The 19,595-nt window shown below is 31.7% G+C and carries 15 protein-coding genes and 1 riboswitch; all 15 genes read left to right on the top strand.

Annotated features, from left to right (window positions below):
• Positions 1-339: 339 nt before the first annotated feature.
• The 15 genes from EXD82_RS07155 (at position 340) to EXD82_RS07095 (ending at position 19,575) form a co-directional block, all read left to right on the top strand.
• Positions 340-1,065, top strand: a complete 726-nt coding sequence (locus EXD82_RS07155) for a pseudouridine synthase (protein WP_142536227.1) — start codon at positions 340-342, stop codon at positions 1,063-1,065.
• Positions 1,066-1,127: 62 nt separating this feature from the next.
• Positions 1,128-2,504, top strand: a complete 1,377-nt coding sequence (rlmD, locus tag EXD82_RS07150; protein WP_142536226.1) for a 23S rRNA (uracil(1939)-C(5))-methyltransferase RlmD — start codon at positions 1,128-1,130, stop codon at positions 2,502-2,504.
• A 174-nt stretch (positions 2,505-2,678) separates the two neighbouring features.
• The gene (locus EXD82_RS10325; RefSeq protein WP_174919189.1) at positions 2,679-2,816 is read left to right on the top strand and encodes a hypothetical protein; all 138 of its coding nucleotides are present in this window, start codon (positions 2,679-2,681) and stop codon (positions 2,814-2,816) included.
• A gap of 273 nt (positions 2,817-3,089) precedes the next feature.
• Positions 3,090-3,809 (top strand): LytR/AlgR family response regulator transcription factor, encoded by a 720-nt coding sequence (locus EXD82_RS07145; RefSeq protein WP_142536225.1) that lies wholly within the window; start codon positions 3,090-3,092, stop codon positions 3,807-3,809.
• Complete coding sequence (locus tag EXD82_RS07140) at positions 3,806-5,209, top strand: sensor histidine kinase (RefSeq protein WP_246082028.1); 1,404 nt, start codon at positions 3,806-3,808, stop codon at positions 5,207-5,209. The genes EXD82_RS07145 and EXD82_RS07140 overlap by 4 nt, the downstream gene beginning before the upstream one ends.
• A gap of 230 nt (positions 5,210-5,439) precedes the next feature.
• Positions 5,440-8,055, top strand: coding sequence for an ABC transporter permease (locus EXD82_RS07135; protein ID WP_246082027.1), 2,616 nt, complete (start codon positions 5,440-5,442; stop codon positions 8,053-8,055).
• A gap of 79 nt (positions 8,056-8,134) precedes the next feature.
• Positions 8,135-9,427, top strand: coding sequence for a radical SAM/SPASM domain-containing protein (locus EXD82_RS07130; RefSeq protein WP_142536224.1), 1,293 nt, complete (start codon positions 8,135-8,137; stop codon positions 9,425-9,427).
• Entirely contained in the window at positions 9,428-10,480 is a 1,053-nt protein-coding gene (locus EXD82_RS07125) for a radical SAM/SPASM domain-containing protein (protein ID WP_142536223.1), read from the top strand. It abuts the gene before it with no gap.
• Between the two features lie 78 nt (positions 10,481-10,558).
• Positions 10,559-12,331 carry an ABC transporter ATP-binding protein gene (locus tag EXD82_RS07120; RefSeq protein WP_246082026.1) on the top strand — a complete coding sequence of 591 codons (1,773 nt, stop codon included), beginning with the start codon at positions 10,559-10,561 and terminating at the stop codon, positions 12,329-12,331.
• A gap of 125 nt (positions 12,332-12,456) precedes the next feature.
• Positions 12,457-13,434, top strand: a complete 978-nt coding sequence (locus tag EXD82_RS07115; RefSeq protein WP_142536221.1) for a S8/S53 family peptidase — start codon at positions 12,457-12,459, stop codon at positions 13,432-13,434.
• A 317-nt stretch (positions 13,435-13,751) separates the two neighbouring features.
• The gene (locus tag EXD82_RS10320) at positions 13,752-13,922 is read left to right on the top strand and encodes a hypothetical protein (protein ID WP_174919188.1); all 171 of its coding nucleotides are present in this window, start codon (positions 13,752-13,754) and stop codon (positions 13,920-13,922) included.
• 108 nt (positions 13,923-14,030) lie between these two features.
• On the top strand, positions 14,031-16,646 hold the full coding sequence (locus EXD82_RS07110) for an ABC transporter permease (protein WP_246082025.1): 2,616 nt from the start codon (positions 14,031-14,033) through the stop codon (positions 16,644-16,646).
• Between the two features lie 142 nt (positions 16,647-16,788).
• The gene (locus EXD82_RS07105) at positions 16,789-17,232 is read left to right on the top strand and encodes a zinc ribbon domain-containing protein (RefSeq protein WP_142536220.1); all 444 of its coding nucleotides are present in this window, start codon (positions 16,789-16,791) and stop codon (positions 17,230-17,232) included.
• Between the two features lie 183 nt (positions 17,233-17,415).
• Positions 17,416-18,186, top strand: coding sequence for a CPBP family intramembrane glutamic endopeptidase (locus EXD82_RS07100; RefSeq protein ID WP_142536219.1), 771 nt, complete (start codon positions 17,416-17,418; stop codon positions 18,184-18,186).
• 45 nt (positions 18,187-18,231) lie between these two features.
• Positions 18,232-18,403, top strand: a riboswitch (cobalamin riboswitch).
• 95 nt (positions 18,404-18,498) lie between these two features.
• Entirely contained in the window at positions 18,499-19,575 is a 1,077-nt protein-coding gene (locus EXD82_RS07095) for an ABC transporter substrate-binding protein (protein WP_142536218.1), read from the top strand.
• Positions 19,576-19,595 lie beyond the last annotated feature (20 nt).

Genomic DNA, 19,595 nt, shown 5'->3' with positions numbered 1-19,595 from the left:
GGCAGGCAATTCCTGCCACTCTGCACTCTTTACAAATGCAGGGAGCTTTTCGTTTCTAAAAATATGTTTATATATGTTTATACATATTTGTATATATTTTTAACAACTACATAGTTGCTCCTCCTATAAACTTTTAAAATTTATCCATCAATTATATTATACCGAGAAAAGCACAAAAGGTATATAGTAAAATCAAAAACTGACGATTGCAAACATTTTCTTTTTGAATTAATTTAAAATTTATTGGATTATCTGGAGTACTGTAACCAAAATCCACTATTAATTGGTGTAAAAAAATGATAAAATTGAAGTATTAGACTGTTTGAAGGAGGTATAGTTTTGGCAAAGAAACAGAGAGTAGACAAAGTACTTTCAAACCTTGGGTACGGAAGCAGAACAGAGATAAAAAAATTCTGCAAACAAGGTATAATACAGGTAAACGGAAAAACAGTATCAAATCCGGGACAACAGGTAGATACAGATATAGATGAGATTGTAATAAACGGCGAAAAAATCAACTACAGGGAGTTTATATATATAATGATGAACAAACCAGACGGATATATATCTGCGACTTTTGACAAGCATGACCCTATAGTTCTTGACCTGATAGATGATGAGTATCTTGTATTCGAGCCGTTTCCAGTGGGAAGACTAGACAAGGATACAGAGGGACTTCTTGTTCTGACAAACGATGGACAGCTTGCACATAGAGTACTTTCACCCAAAAAACATGTTCCTAAAAAATACTATGCAAAAATAGACGGACGTGTTACAGAAGAGGATATAGAAGCATTCAAAGAAGGTGTTGTACTTGATGACGGATACAAAACAATGCCTGCAGAACTTGAAATACTGAAAAGTGATGACAAATCGGAAATAGAACTTGTAATACACGAGGGAAAATTCCATCAGGTAAAGAGAATGTTTGAAAGTGTAGGCAAAAAAGTAACATATCTGAAGAGACTTTCAATGGGTGGACTTATACTTGATGAATCACTTGAAATAGGTGAATACAGAGAACTTTCTGATGAGGAAGTTGCACTTATAGAAAAAAGAGACTAATCAAAAAGAGAATGATATTTGCGATATAGATCGCCTAAATAAAATATACAGGAGGATTAACTTTGAAAAAGAGAGATATAATCGAATTTGAAATAGGTACGATGGAGTTTGGTGGGGCTACTGTAAGCTACTACAACGACAGAAAAATAAAAATGAAGGGCGGAATAACAGGACAGAAAATAAAGGCCGCTGTAAAAAGAACTGGAAGAGGAAAAGCTGATGTAAAAATGCTTGAGTTAGTGGAAAAATCTCCACTTGAAACAGAAGAAACGTGCCCTCATTTTGATGGATGTGGAGGATGTACAATGCTTTCTGTGCCATATGAAAAACAGCTTGAAATAAAGGAAAAACAGGTACTTAAACTTTTTGAAGATGCAGGAATAAGTGGATTTGATTTTCTTGGAATACAGGGAAGCCCAGACAACAAAAAATACAGAAACAAAATGGAGTACACTTTTGGAGACGAGATGAAAGGTGGGCCTCTTACACTTGGAATGCACAAAACAGGAAGACATATAGATATACAGACTGTAGATAAATGCGAGCTTGTAGATGCGGATTTCAACAAGATACTTTCTGAAACGCTTGAATTCTTCAGAAAAGAAGAGCTTCCATACTATAGAGTGAACAACCACGAGGGATACCTTAGAAACCTTGTAGTGAGAAAAGGAATACACACAGGAGAGATAATGGTAAATGTGGTTACTTCTTCTCAGGTTGAATACGATATGAACAGATATGCTGAAATGTTAAAAGGACTTGAACTTAACGATAAAATAGTAAGCATACTTCACACTATAAACGATGGACTTGCAGATGCTGTAAACTGCGATGAACTTAGAGTGCTTTGGGGAGAGGAATGTCTTCACGAAAATATACTTGGACTTAAATTTAGAATATCTCCATTCTCATTCTTCCAGACAAATACAAAGGGTGCAGAGATGCTTTATACAATAGCAAGAGAATTTGTAGGAGATCATTCAAACAAAGTTGTATTTGACCTTTACAGCGGAACTGGTTCTATAGGACAGCTTATGGCTGAAAAGGCAAAAGAAGTATACGGAATAGAGATAATAGAAGAGGCTGTTGTTGCAGCAAATGAAAATGCAAAACTTAACGGACTTGATAACTGTAAGTTTATAGCAGGAGATGTAAAGGATACTGTAAAAAGTCTTGATGTAAAACCTGACCTTATAATAGTGGATCCTCCAAGACCAGGTATACACAAACAGGCTATAAGAGATATATGTGATTTTGGTGCAAAAGAGATAGTGTATATTTCTTGTAATCCTAAGACTTTAGTGGACGATCTGAAGGATTTTATGGCTCAGGGATATGTTCCTGAGAAGGTTAAACTTATGGATATGTTCCCGAACACGCCGCATTGCGAAAGTGTTGTTAAGTTATATAAGGTTGTAGGAATGGCTTGTCAGAGATAAAAAAATACATATATTTTGATGATAAAAGAGTGGAGTAATTATATTCCACTTTTTTTGTTGTATTTTCAATAGAATTATAATAGAATAAAAATGAAAAAGAATTGTATTTGATAAAGAGTGATGGTTCTGACTTTGGATCTGACTTTCAATTTAATTTGAAAGGAGGTGATGTAGTTGGAACAACTGGAATTTCTGTACAGACTAATCGATATGATATTAGGACATGCAAATGATGTATGGATATTTGTAGTTATTTATCTACGGATAAAGAAAAATCACTCTTACGGCAATAAGAGTGAAGACAAAAGATAATAATTTACTTTTTAGAACCGCACTCGAAGCGACAAATACAGTTCTTTTTCTTAATTAAATTATAATCTAAAAAAGAATAATAATCAATACAATAAAAACATATTACAATAGTATAGGTTATAATATCAAAGACGATATAGAAGTTTTTTCTGTACCGTCTTTTTTATTAACCTACCAATATTGAAAACTATTATATATCCACAATATACGATATAATATAATTGCATTTGAAATATTCAAATCAAAAACAGACATGAAAGAGAGGCATATAACATGCTAACCATAGCAATATGTGACGACGAAAAACCTATAATAGAAAAAATAAAAGAAACTGTAATAGATACAATGAAAAATAGGGACAATGAATACCAGATTGTAGAATTCAAAAGCGGTGAAGAAGTAATAGAATATACATCTACCGGAGAAAATGAAATTGACATACTGTTTCTGGATATACAGATGGATGGTATGGACGGTATGGAAACAGCCCGCAGATTGAGGGAATACGATAGAACGACTGAGATAATATTCGTAACATCTATAGGCGAAATGTGGAGCGAAGGATATACTGTCAGGGCATTCAGATTTATAGAAAAACCGGTAAATCGGGACATTATAAGAAAAAATCTGAGTGAATGTCTGGTTGAAATAGTGAGAAAAAGGGGATCTTTTCTCATAGTAAAAACAGATACAGGAACCAGAAAAGTATACAGTAGAGACATTGTGTGTATAGAAGCTATGAGAAAAATGATAAAAATATATACAAGAGATGAAGTGCTGGAATACAGATATACATTGACTGAGGTAATGAAAAACATAGAGGAGCAACTGTTTGTACAATGTCATAGAAGTTATCTGGCAAACCTTATATACATAAAAGAGGTCGGAAGCAAAGATATCCTGATGAAAAACGGGCTGAAAGTGCCTATAAGCAGAAGTAAACACAAAGAAGTACTGGAAAAATATTTCAGAACCATAGGAGCAGAGATATGATAGGTGATGTAGTGCTAAGTGAGATTATAGTCGTTCTTAGTATAATACTGTCTATAGTAGTGATAAATGGAACTGTCGAATACAGAAAAAACAGCGATATAAGTGAATTTAAAAATTTAATAATCCAGACCGGGATAGTAGGGATGCTTTATTTTGTATCTAAAAAAGTGGATATATGGAGCATTGTTACTATCAATAATGATAAACTTGCGGATTATTCTATTTTGATTTCCAATAAATCTATAGATATAATTGTAAATATTGCTATAATCGGAGTTATTACATTTGTATATAATAAAATATACAAGGTAGAGTGGAAAAAATTTATATTTCTCTATCTGATATCAGGTCAATATCTTAAAGTTCTGGAGAGCTACTTTTTAGATAGATTTCTGTTTATAGTATTTACCGGATATACATTATCTGATGATTATGTACATACACTATCTGCACAGGATTGGAACCTGTACAATATTAAACTACTGCTGATTACATTTATGTTGTATATTTTTATAAGAATTATTATAAAATTTATCAATCGATTGTCTAAAGACAAGATGTACACTTATATTGCGTATATAGTTATGGTGAATTTATCGGTAATTTTGCTTAAGATTATATTGGATAGCTCACAAAGGTATACATCGATAAATGGTGAAATTTTGATTACAGCTACATATACAATGCCGTATATGGCAGTGCTTAGCATGATAATAACTGTATATATAGTTATGGAGATAAGGAAAGAGACAGAAATCAGAATACAGGAAAAACAGATGTACAGTAGACTTGAATCAAAAAACGAATACTATGAAAAAATAGAAGAAGCGCAGAACCAGATCAGAAGGCTATACCACGATATGAACAATCATCTGAATAATATACAGATTATGAACGAAAACTCAGAAAATGCGACAAAATACATAGAAAGTATACAGAATGAGTTGAATCAGGCGCGTAAAAAAAGATTAAGTGGAAATGCTATGTTTGACATTATAATAGATGAAAAAATGAAAGTATGTAAAGAGAAAGGAATAGAGTTTACAGCTAATATTGACTCAAGAAATACAGCTTTTATTGAAAATATAGATGTATCGAGCATACTATCTAATATATTGGACAATGCAATAGAAGCATGTGAAAAGATACCGGGTGACAAAAGATATATAAAACTGGAGACTATGTGGGCTGACGATATTTTTCTGATTGTCTGTGAAAACAGCAAGATAAACAGTATAAAAAAATCAAGAGAAACTTTTATAACTGACAAAATCAACAAATCCAATCATGGTATAGGTATAAAGAGTATTGAATATTCGGTGAAGAAATACAGAGGAAATATGCTTATAACATACGATGAAAATACATTTAATTTAAAAATAATGATACCTAAGAAATAATTAAAAGGGTACGAATGGAGTTTATTTTGAAGATGAATTACCATTCGTACCCTTTTTGCTACTATTGGTATCAGAGTCATTGTTTTTTAGTTTTGTAAATGATATTTTAAAGCCATAGAAAAGAAAAATAAAAACATGGTATACTAAATAACTTTATTTTTCTGTAAAGGCTAGCTGACACAATGAAATACAAAAGAGTAATACTATTTCTTAAAATAGGAGGGATATGTATGAAACAGATATATAGAAAACTGTCATATATGTACATGAAGAAGAACAAATCAAGGACAATTATGATGTTTCTTGTTGTAATATCAGTTACTGCATTCTTATTATCCATGGATATGATAGGAATTTCTCAGACATACAACAACGCAGAAGCATACAAAAAAGCATACGGTGATTATCATTCTGAGTATGTGGATATAAGTAGAGAAAAAATGGCGAAAGTGGCAGCGGATAAAAGAATAGAGTATTCGGATAATGTGCAAAATCTAGGATTTCTTGTAAATGAGGAAAATGGTACAAAGGTAGAGCTTAAATCATTTGACGGATATAACGATGATTCTGGAAATTATTTTGATAGAAAAGCACAGATAATGGAAGGTAGAGCGCCTAAAAACAACAACGAAATAGTTGTAGATACAGACAGTGCCAATAATCTTGGAATATCAGAAAATCCAATAGGTAAGACTATAACATTTGAGCTTAGAAAAAGCTACAAACTTCCAAATGGTGAAGAAAAATTATACTCTGAGAAAAAGACTTTCAAAGTGGTTGGTCTTGTGAAAAGAGAATACGGAGAAATAAACGCAAATATAGTAGGATTAGAACAGAAAAGAGGACTTAGCTATACATATGGAAACTTTGACGGACAGAGCATAATACCTGAAGAAGCCGTAACATATGATATAATAACAAGATTTGATTCTGGAAATAGTATGGATGATGAAGTGAAAGTATCAGGTATTCTTGAAAAAATAGCTACAGACTACGAGCTTGGAAGAACTTCGCTAACTCCGAATTCAAATTATTTATCAGAACTTTACAAAATAAATGATATAAAAGATATAACATTTATAGGATATGATACTATAGTTCTTGTAATTACAGTGATACTTTTAGTATTTAATATGTTCAACATAATATGGGGGGAATATATCAGAGAGATAAGTATGCTGAGACTTATCGGAGCTACAAAGAAAAATATAAGACGGATGGTTATGTATCAGTCTCTGATACTTATGGTGTTTGGTACAGCTATAGGTATTGCAGTTGGATTTATCGTAACAAAACTTGGGCTTATGCTATCCAGAGATGATGTTACTAAGATAACAGGAGTTGCATCTAAAATATATGTCGATACAGATGTAATACTGAAAACAGTAGTATTCTCTGTAGGAGCTATAATTATAGCTACAATACCGCCTATAATAAAAGTAGGTAGAGTTGGTTGTATGGATGCTATAACAGTATCAGGGAGCAAGTCTGGAAGAGGGAAACAGAGTAAAATTGGAAGTATAGTGCAAAACAAAATCGGTATCCATAGATATATGGGAATAAGAAATCTATGGATAAAGAAAACAAGAACACTGGTTTCTATACTTACAATTGCCCTTTGTGGATATATGATAATGTATACATTCTCTAGTATGCAGACAGAGGTAGACGATAAAATAAGAAGAATTTATTACAAGTATGATATAAAGGTATCGCAAGGTATATACAACGATGTTGAGAGTTTTAAAATATCTAAAAATACAATCGAAAATATAAAAGATATGGATGGAGTCGCAGGAATTTATCCTAACTTTGATGGAGAAGCAACTTTTGTAACAGATAAAGACAATATAAATGAATATTTTAAAGAGTATTATGGATTGGATGGAAGTGAAAAAACAGAATACAAAACTCATCTAAGATTTTATCCAAATGAAATGATAAAAGATAGAGTGGAACCATACATGATGGATAACAAGACAACAGAAGATATAGAGGGAAAAACAGATGGTTATATAAATGTTGCAGTATTTAATAGTTTTTATGATCCAATAAAAACACATACATATTACAAGATTTACAAAGATCTAAAGGTAGGAGATATAATCACTATAGGTGTCAACTACCACAATGGAGATAAAATAGAAAAGAAAAACTTAGATGTAAGAGTTGGAGCAATTCTTGAACAAAACTGGCAATCGCAGGGTGATGCATTGATGCCTTATAGATTTGAAGTAATAACATCAGAGAAGAATATGAAAGAAATTGTCGGATTTGAGGCATATAACAACCTTGGTGTAAACTATACAGACCTTGAGAATACATCAGACAATAAAAAAGTGGAAATGTATGTAAAGGAAAATATACCAGGAGCAATATCTATCAAGGAAAGTTTTTTACAGCAACAGAATTCTGAACAGGCTAAATCAGAAAGTAGAGGAGCTACAAATGCAATACTTGTACTTATAATATCAGGTATAAGTATATTCTGTACAGTCAAGTCAAATCTGATGGAAAGAAGAAAAGAGATATTTACAATGAGAGCATTAGGAATGTCTTTAAAAGATATGAATAAGATGAATATGTATGAATCAGTTACATATGCTGTACTGAGCATTACAGTTGGTATAGCAATATCTACGTATAAACTTATTGAGTTTGTAAATTGGAACAATTATGCATATACAAACTTTGGAATAGAGCACTTTATGGATTTTACTTTCCCTTATAAAGAGGCGATTGCATTTGCACTTGTAGCATTAATCACATGTATAGTTTCAGTAAAACTTGCAAACAGAAACTTCAGAAATAAGGAAATCTCAGACGGTATGAGAGATATAGAGTAGATATATAAACTTATTGACTTTGAAAATTGGCAGGAGATATTTTATCCTGCCAATTATAAATATAAGAGAGGTGTTTGTTTTGAGACTAAGAGATGAAATAATAAAATTCAGAAAAGATGATACAATAATAAGAGAGAAAAACAATAGAGTTTTGATGTATAATAAGAAGTTCAAAAGACATATAATGCAGAGCAGTGAAGTATATTCATATATAAAAGAGGCAGAAGACAGAGGACTTACAATAGGTGAATTTGTAGAAATGTTTGATGATCAGGAATATATGAAAAATCTTATCATAAACATGGCGAGAGTAGGTATACTAGATACCACAAAATATGAAATGTTCTACAATGATATAAACAGAGGTTTCAATGCAATATATCTCGCTGCAACACACAAGTGCAATCTTGAATGCAGACATTGTTGTACAAGTTGTAGCTCAGGAGAAATAGATATTCTAACTACAGATGATGTCAAATCTATAATGGATTTTATAGCGGAGTTAAATCCTCAGGAACTTATTATTACAGGTGGAGAACCTATGATTCGATCTGATTTTTATGAGACTATCGAATATTTCAAAAGCAAGGAATGTGATACAAAACTGGTACTTTCTACAAATGCAACTCTTATAAATGAGTCAAATGTTTCATTTATAGCAAAAAACTTTGAACGAGTAGAGATAAGTATAGATGGTGTTGATGAAGAAACATGCAGTATGATAAGGGGAAAAGGAGTATTCAGTAAAATAATGAGAGCAATAGTACTTCTTCATACAAAAGGATTCAGAAATATAAGAACATCTATGGTAGTTGGAGACAAAAATAGACACTGGGAAGAAAGATTTCACGAATTAAATGAAAAAATGGGCACTAGAGGGATAGTTAGATGTTTTGAGCCAGATGGAAGAGGAGCAGAAAATGCATCTTATTTTATATCAGAGGATTCAATTTTACCATTTGAAGTAACAAAGTTGGATAATTTAAAATTTACAAAAGAAAAAGATGGCGTAAAATCATGTTCATGTGATATGTTTAAATCAAAGATGTTTATAGATTATGATGGAAATATGTATCCATGTCAATCTCTAATAAAACCTGAATATTTGTATGGAAGTGCACTTGACAAAGATAATAGAATGAGTGTGGTTGATTTTGATTATGATATTTCAAATAGTGATTTGGCAAAAAAACTACAGAGAATAATGCCATATAACTTTGAAAAATGTAAAGACTGCGATCTTGCTGTATTTTGTTTTGGATGTCCCGCAATGGTGGACAAGATAATAGATAAAGAGAATTGCCCTGATTATGAAAGATGGTGTTCTATAATGAAACCGCAACTTAATAGGCTTGTATGGGGGGTAGAGTAAATGAAATTTACACTTATGATGACGGATGACTGTAATCTCAGATGTAGCTATTGTTATGAGGGCGGATGCAAACTAAAACGATATATGAACAGAGAAACTGCTGATAAGTGTATAGAATTTATAAAGGAAAATCTAAAAGAGGAAGAAGACGATAAAAGACCTTTATGGATAACACTTCATGGTGGAGAACCCCTGATGAATTTTGATATAGTAAAATACATAAAGAAAAAACTGGATAGCGAGATAACTGATAGAAGAATAATCTATGATATGACTACAAATGGAACAATAATGAGCGATGAGATACTAAACTTTATAAAAAATGATTTGACAGAGATATCTATAAGTTTGGATGGAACAAGGGAATCACATGATGCAAACAGGATATTCCCGGATGGAAGTGGTTCATATGATATAGTTATGAAGAACATAGAAAGACTTCAAAAGGAAAATATACCTATAAGATGTAGAATGACATTCAATCAACAAAATGTATATAATATGTATGAAAGTATAGAGAGTGTGTCGAAATTGGGATTTAGATATATAGCTACAGCTGTTGACACTATGTCAGAATGGAGCGATGAACGGATTGAAGAATACAAAGAACAGAGGATGAAACTGATTGACTTTCAATTAGAAAATCCAGAACTAAAATTAGGGGTAACAAATATAAGACTTCTTAATGTAAAAAGAGGAGATTGCTTTGGTGGAGTATGTACATTCTGTATAGATACAGATGGAGGAATATACCCATGTACGTTTTCCATAGGAAAAAAAGAGTACCTGATAGGCAATATATACGATGAAGTTCCTATTGATGAGGATAGATTAAAGGAATTTACAGATGAAAATTTCAGAGATTTTGAAGAATGTTCTGGATGTACTAGAAAGGAATATTGTGTTTCTGTAAGATGTAGAATAGTAAATAAACTTAGTACAGGAAGCTATTCTAATATACCTTATATAGCATGTATTGATGAAAATATGAATTTTGAAACAACAAAAAGGTTATTAAAAGCCAGAGAAAACGGATATGTAGTACCATTGTAATTTTATTTAGATGTTAAAGGTTTAGTGGATTATACTATACTTATAAGGAAGTTTATTTTATGAAGGCGGGATATGTATATGGAAAATGCATCAAAAGTAAAAAGTCCTGTTATGCGATTTATAGGATTTGTTGCATATCACAATAGAATAAGAATAGCTATAGCAATGATAATGGTTATAGTTATAACTACGATAGACCTTGTACTTCCTATGTTGACAAGAGATATGGTGGATAAAGGTATAACAGGAAGAAATATGGAACTTCTTATAAAGATAATAGCCATATACTCGGTTATGTCGGTTTCTGCTAGACTTTTAAATCTTATTTTGGGGTATATATATGCGACGATGAGAAATAAAGTTGCTATAAAGTTTAGGTTGAAGGTTCTAGATCATCTATCAAAGTTATCAGGGAGATTTTATACGGAGAATAGAACTGGAAATCTAATGTCTATAGTACAATCCGATATAGATATAATAGAAAATATAGATGCAGAACTTGTATTTTCTATTATAAAAAATTCTATAACTGCTGTCATATCCCTTTATCTTATGTTCAGGATAGATTCAATTCTTTTTGTAGCGGTTGTATCAATACAGATTATACTTGTAGTTGTTCAGAGATATTTTACACAGAGTATTCATTCAAATGTAAGTATGTATAGAGATGAGTATGGAGATTCGAGCAATATCGTACAGGAATATGTTTATAACATAATGAATGTGATAATTTCAAAGTCAAAGAGATTTTTTATATCCAAATTTATCTCAGGGCAGAGAGGTCTTATAAATAAGGATATAAAAATAAATGTTTTGATGAGTGGAAATATGTGTGCTGCCAATATATTCAATCTCATGATGAGTATGACTATATATGGATACGGTGGATATATGATAATAAATGGAGATTTTACATTGGGATCACTTCTTGCATTTCAAAATTACGCAGGTATGCTTATAGGTCCATGTATAAGTATAGTGAATGCAAACAATAGGATACAACAGGCAAGAGTATCCATAGATAGAGTGTATTCAATACTGGATGAACCGGCTGTGATTGATAAAGAGCAAAATGGATTGAAATGCCTGGATTCTGATTGTTTATCTGAGATAAATGTAGATAATGTTGTATTTGGATATGACAATGAAAAAGATGATAAAAATGACACAGATAAAAAATATGTCCTAAATGGAGTATCAATGAAATTTAAAAGAGGCGAAATTTCAGCTATAGTCGGAGAAAGTGGATGTGGAAAATCTACACTTTCAAAATTACTTTATAGATTATGGGATGTTGATAGTGGAAGTATAGAAATAGATGGGGATAATATAAAAAACATAAGATTGATGTCTTTAAGAAAATGTGTGTCTATAGTAAGTCAGGATATAGTTATATTTGATAGCACTATAAGAAACAATATATCTCTCGGGAAAAATATTTCTGATGAAGACATAAAAAGAGTATGTACACTTTCGGGTCTTGATGGATTTATAGCATCTCTTGATAATGGACTTGATACAGAGATAGGAGAAAAGGGAATAAAAATATCTGGAGGACAGAAACAAAGAATATCAATAGCAAGGGCGATGCTTTGTGATAGTCCAATTATAATATTTGATGAGGCTACATCCGCGTTGGATAATGTTTCACAGGACATAATAATGGAGAGTATAAAGAAAACCCTAAAAGATAGAATAGTAATAGTTATTGCACATAGACTATCTACAATAAGGGATGTAGATAAGATATTTGTATTATCTAATGGTAAGGTTTTAGAATCAGGAGCGCATGATGAGCTTATGAAAAATAGAAATATATATTATAGATTATACGCAAGCGAGCAGGAGTAGATTGTTGTGTGAAAATGTTAGTTTGAAACATCATTTTAATGAATGTTTTTACGATCATTTTCACACAATTTTTGTATTAAAATATAAATTATTAATAAAATCTTATATATGTTAAGGAGATAGAAATGAAAAATATAAATATTGCTGTTGTCGATAGTGGAATCGATACATCAGATCCAGAAATACAGGGAAAGTTTGTATATGACAAAGATATACAGATAAAAGAAATTGATAATATAGAAGATATGTTAGGTCATGGTACTTTGTGTGCAAAAACTATACTTGAAAGATGTCCAGATGCAACTATATATCCAGTCAAAATATTCAGTGATGAGGGAAGTATAGGTGTATCGAGCCTAATAAACGGATTGGAAATATTGAAGGGGAAGGATATAGATATAGTAAATATATCAGCAGCTATGATATCAGAAAATAGACTATCTGACCTAAAAAAGGTATGTGAGGATTTAAAAAAAGAGAGGAAAATACTTATAGCTTCAAAATACAGAAAATCAGGAAGTATGAAAAGTTATCCTGCGTCATTTGATTCTGTAATAGGAGTAAAGGGTTATAAAAGAATATGTAGTGATAATGACTATACGTATGATTTTACGAGAGAAAATCAAATGTATGCAAATGGAAGAGATAGATTGTATATGTTCAAAGGAAATGTAACTGCATTTGGAAAACACAGTAGAGCAACCGCTTTGGCATCTGGGATAATAGCAGATCTGATGTGTAGAATGAATATATCGAAACAGTCAGAGATAGAGAAAATGCTTAGAGAAAATTCTAATATAGGTACAACATATAAAGAAAAAAGGTATATGTACAAAAAGGAATATATATATGATTATGTAACTGCAAAAATAATAGATATATTGAACACGAACTTTGCAAATGGAAAAGTTAGTATGTCGTTTATTGAGAAAAACAGTCTGATAAATAATATAACTGGTCTGTATGGAGATAATGTGTATGATTTTATACAGATGATAAATGATGAGTTCTGCATAGATATAAATTGGAAAAGTATATATATGTATGAGGTAGAAAATATTTATATATTGAGTCATATTATACACAAGAAAATAAAATTATAAGAATAGGTGCTATCCATATATTAGTAGGATAGCACCTATTCTTTTGCAGTAAATTAAAAAATTGCATCTTATGTCTGATTTTATGCGTCTTGTACCATTTATATTGTTATAGATTAAAAACATTGATATTATGAAGTTGAAAAAGAGAAAAATTATATAAAAAGACTAAATTAGTATATTATTAACTGAACGAAAGATTGAATGTATCATAGAAGCCTGCACACATACTCAGTGAGAATTTCGCAGAGGATACTATGAGATATTTTATTTAAAGTTTGGTTTTAATATAAAATATATTGATAAAGGAGGTTTTCCATATGAAAAGAGAGGAAAACAAAAAGATAGTAATAGAGGAGAAAATCGAACTGAAAGACGTAACATTACAGGGAGATCCTTGTAAAGTTACAAATCCGAATGCTCCTTGTAAGTATAATTGTTGTTCAGATTGTTATGATGGAAAGAGTTCTTATCCAACAATATGGTATTAGATCAAAGTAAATATTCATTTGAAATAGAGGAGTTAATCTCCTCTATTCTAATATTAAAGTAGATAATGGAATTTATAAATGTTCAAAATAAAGAAAGGGGTGAAAGATATGAAACAGATATATAGAAAACTATCATACATGTATATGAAGAAGAATAAATCCAGAACAGTTATGATGTTTATCGTCGTAATATCTGTTGTAGCGTTTCTGTTCTCTGTTGACATGATAAATATATCGCAAAAATATAATAGAGTAGAAGCATTCAAGAAGGCATACGGCGATTACCACACTGAATATGTAGATATAAGCAGAGATAAAATGGAAAATGTATCGTCAGATAATAGAATAGAGTATTCAGATAATATTCAGAACTTAGGATATCTTATAAACAAAAATAATGGAACTAGATCGGAGTTGAAATCATTCAATGGATACAATGACGATTCCAGAAATTATTTTGACAGAAAAGCACAGATAATGGAAGGAAGAGCACCTAAAAATAACAATGAGATAGTTGTAGATACAGATAGTGCCAATAACTTTGGGATATCAGAAAATCCAATAGGTAAGACTATCTCATTTGAACTTAGAAAAAGCTACAAACTTCCAAATGGAGAGGAGAAACTATACTCTGAGAAAAAGACTTTTAAAGTAGTAGGTTTAGTAAAAAAAGAATTTGGAGAGATAAATTCCAGCCAAGTAGGATCAGAGCCCAAAAGAGGAATTTGTTATACGTATGGAAATTTCAATAAACAGGATATCATACCAAATGAAGCTGTAACATATGATGTAATAGTTAGATTTAATTCAGGTAGTACCATTGATGATGAAGCAAAAGCATCGAGACAGTATGAAAAACTAGCAATGGATTACGAACTCGGAAAAACTTCAATTAATATAAATGCGAATTATCTTGGTGAATTATTTCTAATGAATGATATAAAAGATATGAGTCTTATTTCATATGATACATTGGTTCTCGCAATTACAGTGGTACTGCTTGTATTCAATATGTTCAATATAATATGGGGTGAATATATCAGAGAAATAAGTATGCTTAGACTTATAGGAGCGACAAAGAGAAATATAAGACAGATGGTTATTTATCAGTCTCTTATACTTATGGTGTTTGGTACATTTTTAGGTATTGCAGCAGGATTTGTTGTAACAAAATTAGGGCTTATGGCATCTAAAGATAATGTGCTTGAAATAGTTGGAATTACACCAAAGATACATATGGATATAGATATAATATTAAAAACATCAATAATATCAATAGTATCTATAATAGTTGCAACATTGCCACCTATAGTTAGAATTGGAAGAGTCGGATGTATGGATGCAATAACATCATCAGGAAGTAAAGCTAGAACAGGAAAACAGAGTAGAATTGGAAGTATAATACAGAATAAGTTTGGAATGTATAGATATATGGGAATCAGAAATCTATGGATCAAAAAAACCAGGACATTCGTATCTATACTTACAATATCTCTTTGTGGATATATGATAATGTATACGTTCTCTAGTATGCAAACAGAGGTAAATGATAAGATAAGAAAGATATACTATAAATACGATATACAGGTTTCGCGAGGTTTAGACAATGATATAGAAAGTTTCAAAATACCCGAAAATACAGTAGAAAAAATAAAAGAGATGAATGGAGTAAAAAATGTATATACTAGCTTTAATGGAGAGTCTACTTTTGTAGCTGATAAAGATGATATAAATGAATACTTTATAGAATACTATGGAGTAGAAGGAAGCGAAAAGACTGAATATGAAACTCATCTTAGATTTTTTTCAGAAGACATGATAAATGACAAATTAGAACCATATATGAAGGATACTAAAGCAGTAAATGATATATATGGAAAAACAAATGGATATATAAATGTAGCTGTATACAATAGTTTTTATGATAATGTAAATACTAATACGAATCACGAAATCTATAAGGATTTAAAGGTTGGAGATATAATTACCGTAGGAGTAAATTATCATAATGGTGATAAGATTGAAAAGAAAAATGTAAAGGTAAGAGTTGCATCCATTCTTGAAGATGAATGGCAATCATATGGCGATGGTTTTCACCGGAGCACATTTGAAGTAATAACATCAGATAAGAATATGAAAGAGCTTGTCGGATTTAATGGATATAATAATCTTGGTGTAAACTATACAAATCCTGAGAATATCTCAGAAAACAGAAAAGTAGAAATGTATGTAAAGGAAAATATACCAGGAGCAATATCTGTAAAGGAAAGTTTTTTACGGTTACAGGATAGTGGACAGGCTAATTCAGAGAGAAGAGGAGCTACAAATGCAATACTTGTGCTTATCATATCTGGTATAAGTATATTCTGCACAGTGAAGTCAAATCTGATGGAGAGAAGAAAAGAGATATTTACAATGAGAGCTTTGGGAATGTCTCTGAAAGATATGAACAGAATGAATATGTACGAGTCTGTTACATATGCTGTACTGAGTATTGCGGTTGGGATAGCAATATCTACATATAAACTTATTGAGTTTGTGAAGTGGCATAATGATTCATATACGAATTTTGGAATAGAGCACTTCATGGATTTCACCTTCCCATACAAAGAGGCGATTGTATTTGCGCTTGTAACATTGATCACATGTATAGTTTCAGTAAAACTTGCAAACAGAAACTTTAGGAATAAGGAAATCTCAGATGGTATGAGAGATGTAGAATAAAAATTTAATAGTTGTTGGGTAGCCCTCATTATTTGGATATTCAAATAATGGGGGTTAATTTATTTTATTTATATAGGAAACAGATAGTTGCTTGGATAAATTGAAAAACTATTATAAAATCCTTATAAAGAGGTGATTATTGATGAAAACGGGAGAAATATTACTTAATTTAAGAAAAAAAGCTGAGATGTCTCAGGATGAGTTTGCCGAAAAAGTTTTTGTTACGCGTCAGGCAGTATCGCGTTGGGAAAATGATGAAACAATACCGAACACAGAAACATTAAAACTTCTCTCAAAGGTATTTGATGTTTCTATAAATACAATACTGGGATCTCCGAGAAAACTTGTATGTCAATGTTGTGGGATGCCACTGGAGGACTCTACTATCAGCAGAGAAGTAAATGGTGAGTTCAATGAAGAGTATTGCAAATGGTGTTATGCAAATGGGGATTTTACATATACAGATATGGAAAAAATTATAGAGTTTTGTGTGGGAACTATGTCAAATGAAAAATGGACAGAAGAAGAAGTTCGAAATTATATGGAGAATATGTTGCCGAAGCTCAATTATTGGAAAAATAAATAATATTATATACTCCGGATATATGTCCGGAGTTTTTTACGATATAGTAATAATTTAATTTATTAATATAGATACAAAATTGTATCTATTTTTGGAAAGAAAAGAGCTCTAATTTCCTTGAAAAAGCTTAAATAATATGGCAAAGTATACCTAAGTAAAAATTATACGGGAAATAGGAGGAAGAAAATGGAAAAAATACAAGGAAATAGAAATACTTTAAAATATATAGTTATGGCACTTATATTTACTATGTTGCCATTTCAGATACTAATGTTTCTGAACAGAAATAATACAGAGCCGTATTATATATCTGTAATTTATGTTGTTGTTATAACAATGGCGATTATATTCAGAAGAATAAACGGTGAAAAAGATCGACTGTCAAAAGGCAAACAGAATATGAGTTTTGTATTCAAAGATGGATGGTATATTTTTGTAATTTCTTTAGTGTATGCAGTACTGAATTTTTTAAGCATAGATTTTTCAAAAAATGTACCTGTAAGCAACCGGATATTCTTTTTGATAAATGTCATGTTGACAGCTACATTTGAAGAGACTGTATTCAGAGGGATAATTCAGAGCAGAATTATCAGGGACTGCGAGGAGAGAGGAAGGTCTGTATGGCATGGAATTTTGATTTCTTCTGCAATATTTGGAATGGTACATCTTCTAAATCTTCTGGGAAGTCCATATCTTGTTGTAGGAACAATTACTCAGGTAATATATACATTCCTTCTGGGAAGTTTTTTTGGAATGGTTTATTACAGATCACAGAATTTAAATACAGCTATATTGCTTCATTTTATATTTAACGTAATGGGAAGTTATTCATCAATATTCAGTACAGGAGTATCAAAATCAGATCTTCCAATTTTTATGGCATTTATACAGGTCGTGCTGACTCTACCATGTCTGTATATTTCATATAGAAACTATAAGAAAAAAATTAAATGTTAATATAAAGATATTTACCTAAGTAATGGATTTGTGATAATCTAGTATTTAGAGCGATATTGTACAGGTGAACGTAGTTTTAAAAGGGAACGGTGTGAAATTCATCGGCGATCCGGTCACTGTGAGCATTAGTCTAGACCAATATGCCATTGCGAAAGTGAGAAGGCGGAATGGATGTTTGAGTGCGAGCCAGGAAACCTGCCTGTATGATGAGATGAAGCTTCCGTGTAAAGCAGACATCTGGCGGAATCAAAATACATCAGGGATTCCGTATCGGAAATTTCATCCGCCATTAAAAAGAAATGGAGGATAGTCATGAAAGGAAAAAATCTAACAAAAAAGGCAGCGGCAATTGTAATCGCGGCAGTTATGGCTTTTGGTACAGTTGCATGCTCAAAAGGTGGCGATTCTGAAAGAAAAAACGCCGAAAGTATCAGACAGGAGAATCAGTCATCAGAGACTTCTTCGTCTACAGAGAACAGTGGAGATAAGAGAACTGAGTATCCACTTACAGTTGTAACAAAGGGAGCAGATGGAAAAGAGTATACAACTGTATATGAAAAAGCTCCCGAAAAAGTGCTTGCAGTATATCAGGGAAGTATAGAAACTATGCTTGCACTTGGTCTTGAGGGCAGACTTGTTGCAACAGCGGGACTTGACAATGAAGTTCCCGACAATCAGAAATCAGCATTTTCAAAAGTAGAGTATCTTGATGAGTTCACACCTTCAAAGGAAACAGTTACAATGCTTGAACCTGATATGATATTCTCATGGTCGTCTCTTTTTGGAGAAACTACACTTGGAGATGCACAAAATTGGATAGACAATGGAACAAATGTGTATATCAATACGAATACAGCTGTTTCAGATGACTCACTTGAGAATGAGTTTGAGGATATACTGACTATAGGGAAGATATTCGATGTTCAGGACAGAGCTGAAAAACTTGTAGCTGATATGAAAAATACTATAGAAAATGTAAAGAAAGAGACATCTTCAGAAAAAGCTACAACTGCAATGGTCGTTGAATATATGGATGGCAAGTTTACAAACTACGGAAACAAAAGTATTGCCGGAGATATGGTAAATCAGCTTGGAGGAAAACTTCTGAATGGAGATTCTGATTCTATAGGAAAAGAGGATATAGTATCTGCAAATCCGGATGTTATTTTTGTTGTTTATATGCCTTATGCAGGAGATGATGCAAATGAGGTAAAAAACAAGAATCTTGAATATATAACAAAGGACAAAGCCTTCTCAAGTCTGAATGCAGTCAAAAATAAAAGGGTTGTTCCTATAATGCTTAGTGAAATGTATGCGAGTGCAACACGTACACAGAATGGTATAGAAACAATAGCAAAGGGACTTTATCCTGATATAGATCTTAAATAGATTGAGTGTGTTTGAGATAA

Origin of the sequence: Peptacetobacter hominis (assembly GCF_006861675.1) — a bacterium.
In the GTDB taxonomy this organism is placed as follows: Bacteria; Bacillota; Clostridia; order Peptostreptococcales; family Peptostreptococcaceae; genus Peptacetobacter; species Peptacetobacter hominis.
This window is presented reverse-complemented; position numbering and strand designations above follow the sequence as displayed.

Coding starts and splice junctions, on each gene's coding strand:
- EXD82_RS07125 (WP_142536223.1), top strand. CDS start 9,428: ATGAAATTTACACTTATGATGACGGATGACTGTAATCTCAGATGTAGC.
- EXD82_RS07110 (WP_246082025.1), top strand. CDS start 14,031: ATGAAACAGATATATAGAAAACTATCATACATGTATATGAAGAAGAAT.
- EXD82_RS07140 (WP_246082028.1), top strand. CDS start 3,806: ATGATAGGTGATGTAGTGCTAAGTGAGATTATAGTCGTTCTTAGTATA.
- EXD82_RS07100 (WP_142536219.1), top strand. CDS start 17,416: ATGGAAAAAATACAAGGAAATAGAAATACTTTAAAATATATAGTTATG.
- EXD82_RS07135 (WP_246082027.1), top strand. CDS start 5,440: ATGAAACAGATATATAGAAAACTGTCATATATGTACATGAAGAAGAAC.
- EXD82_RS07120 (WP_246082026.1), top strand. CDS start 10,559: ATGGAAAATGCATCAAAAGTAAAAAGTCCTGTTATGCGATTTATAGGA.
- EXD82_RS07105 (WP_142536220.1), top strand. CDS start 16,789: ATGAAAACGGGAGAAATATTACTTAATTTAAGAAAAAAAGCTGAGATG.
- EXD82_RS07095 (WP_142536218.1), top strand. CDS start 18,499: ATGAAAGGAAAAAATCTAACAAAAAAGGCAGCGGCAATTGTAATCGCG.
- EXD82_RS07145 (WP_142536225.1), top strand. CDS start 3,090: ATGCTAACCATAGCAATATGTGACGACGAAAAACCTATAATAGAAAAA.
- EXD82_RS10320 (WP_174919188.1), top strand. CDS start 13,752: ATGAAAAGAGAGGAAAACAAAAAGATAGTAATAGAGGAGAAAATCGAA.
- EXD82_RS07115 (WP_142536221.1), top strand. CDS start 12,457: ATGAAAAATATAAATATTGCTGTTGTCGATAGTGGAATCGATACATCA.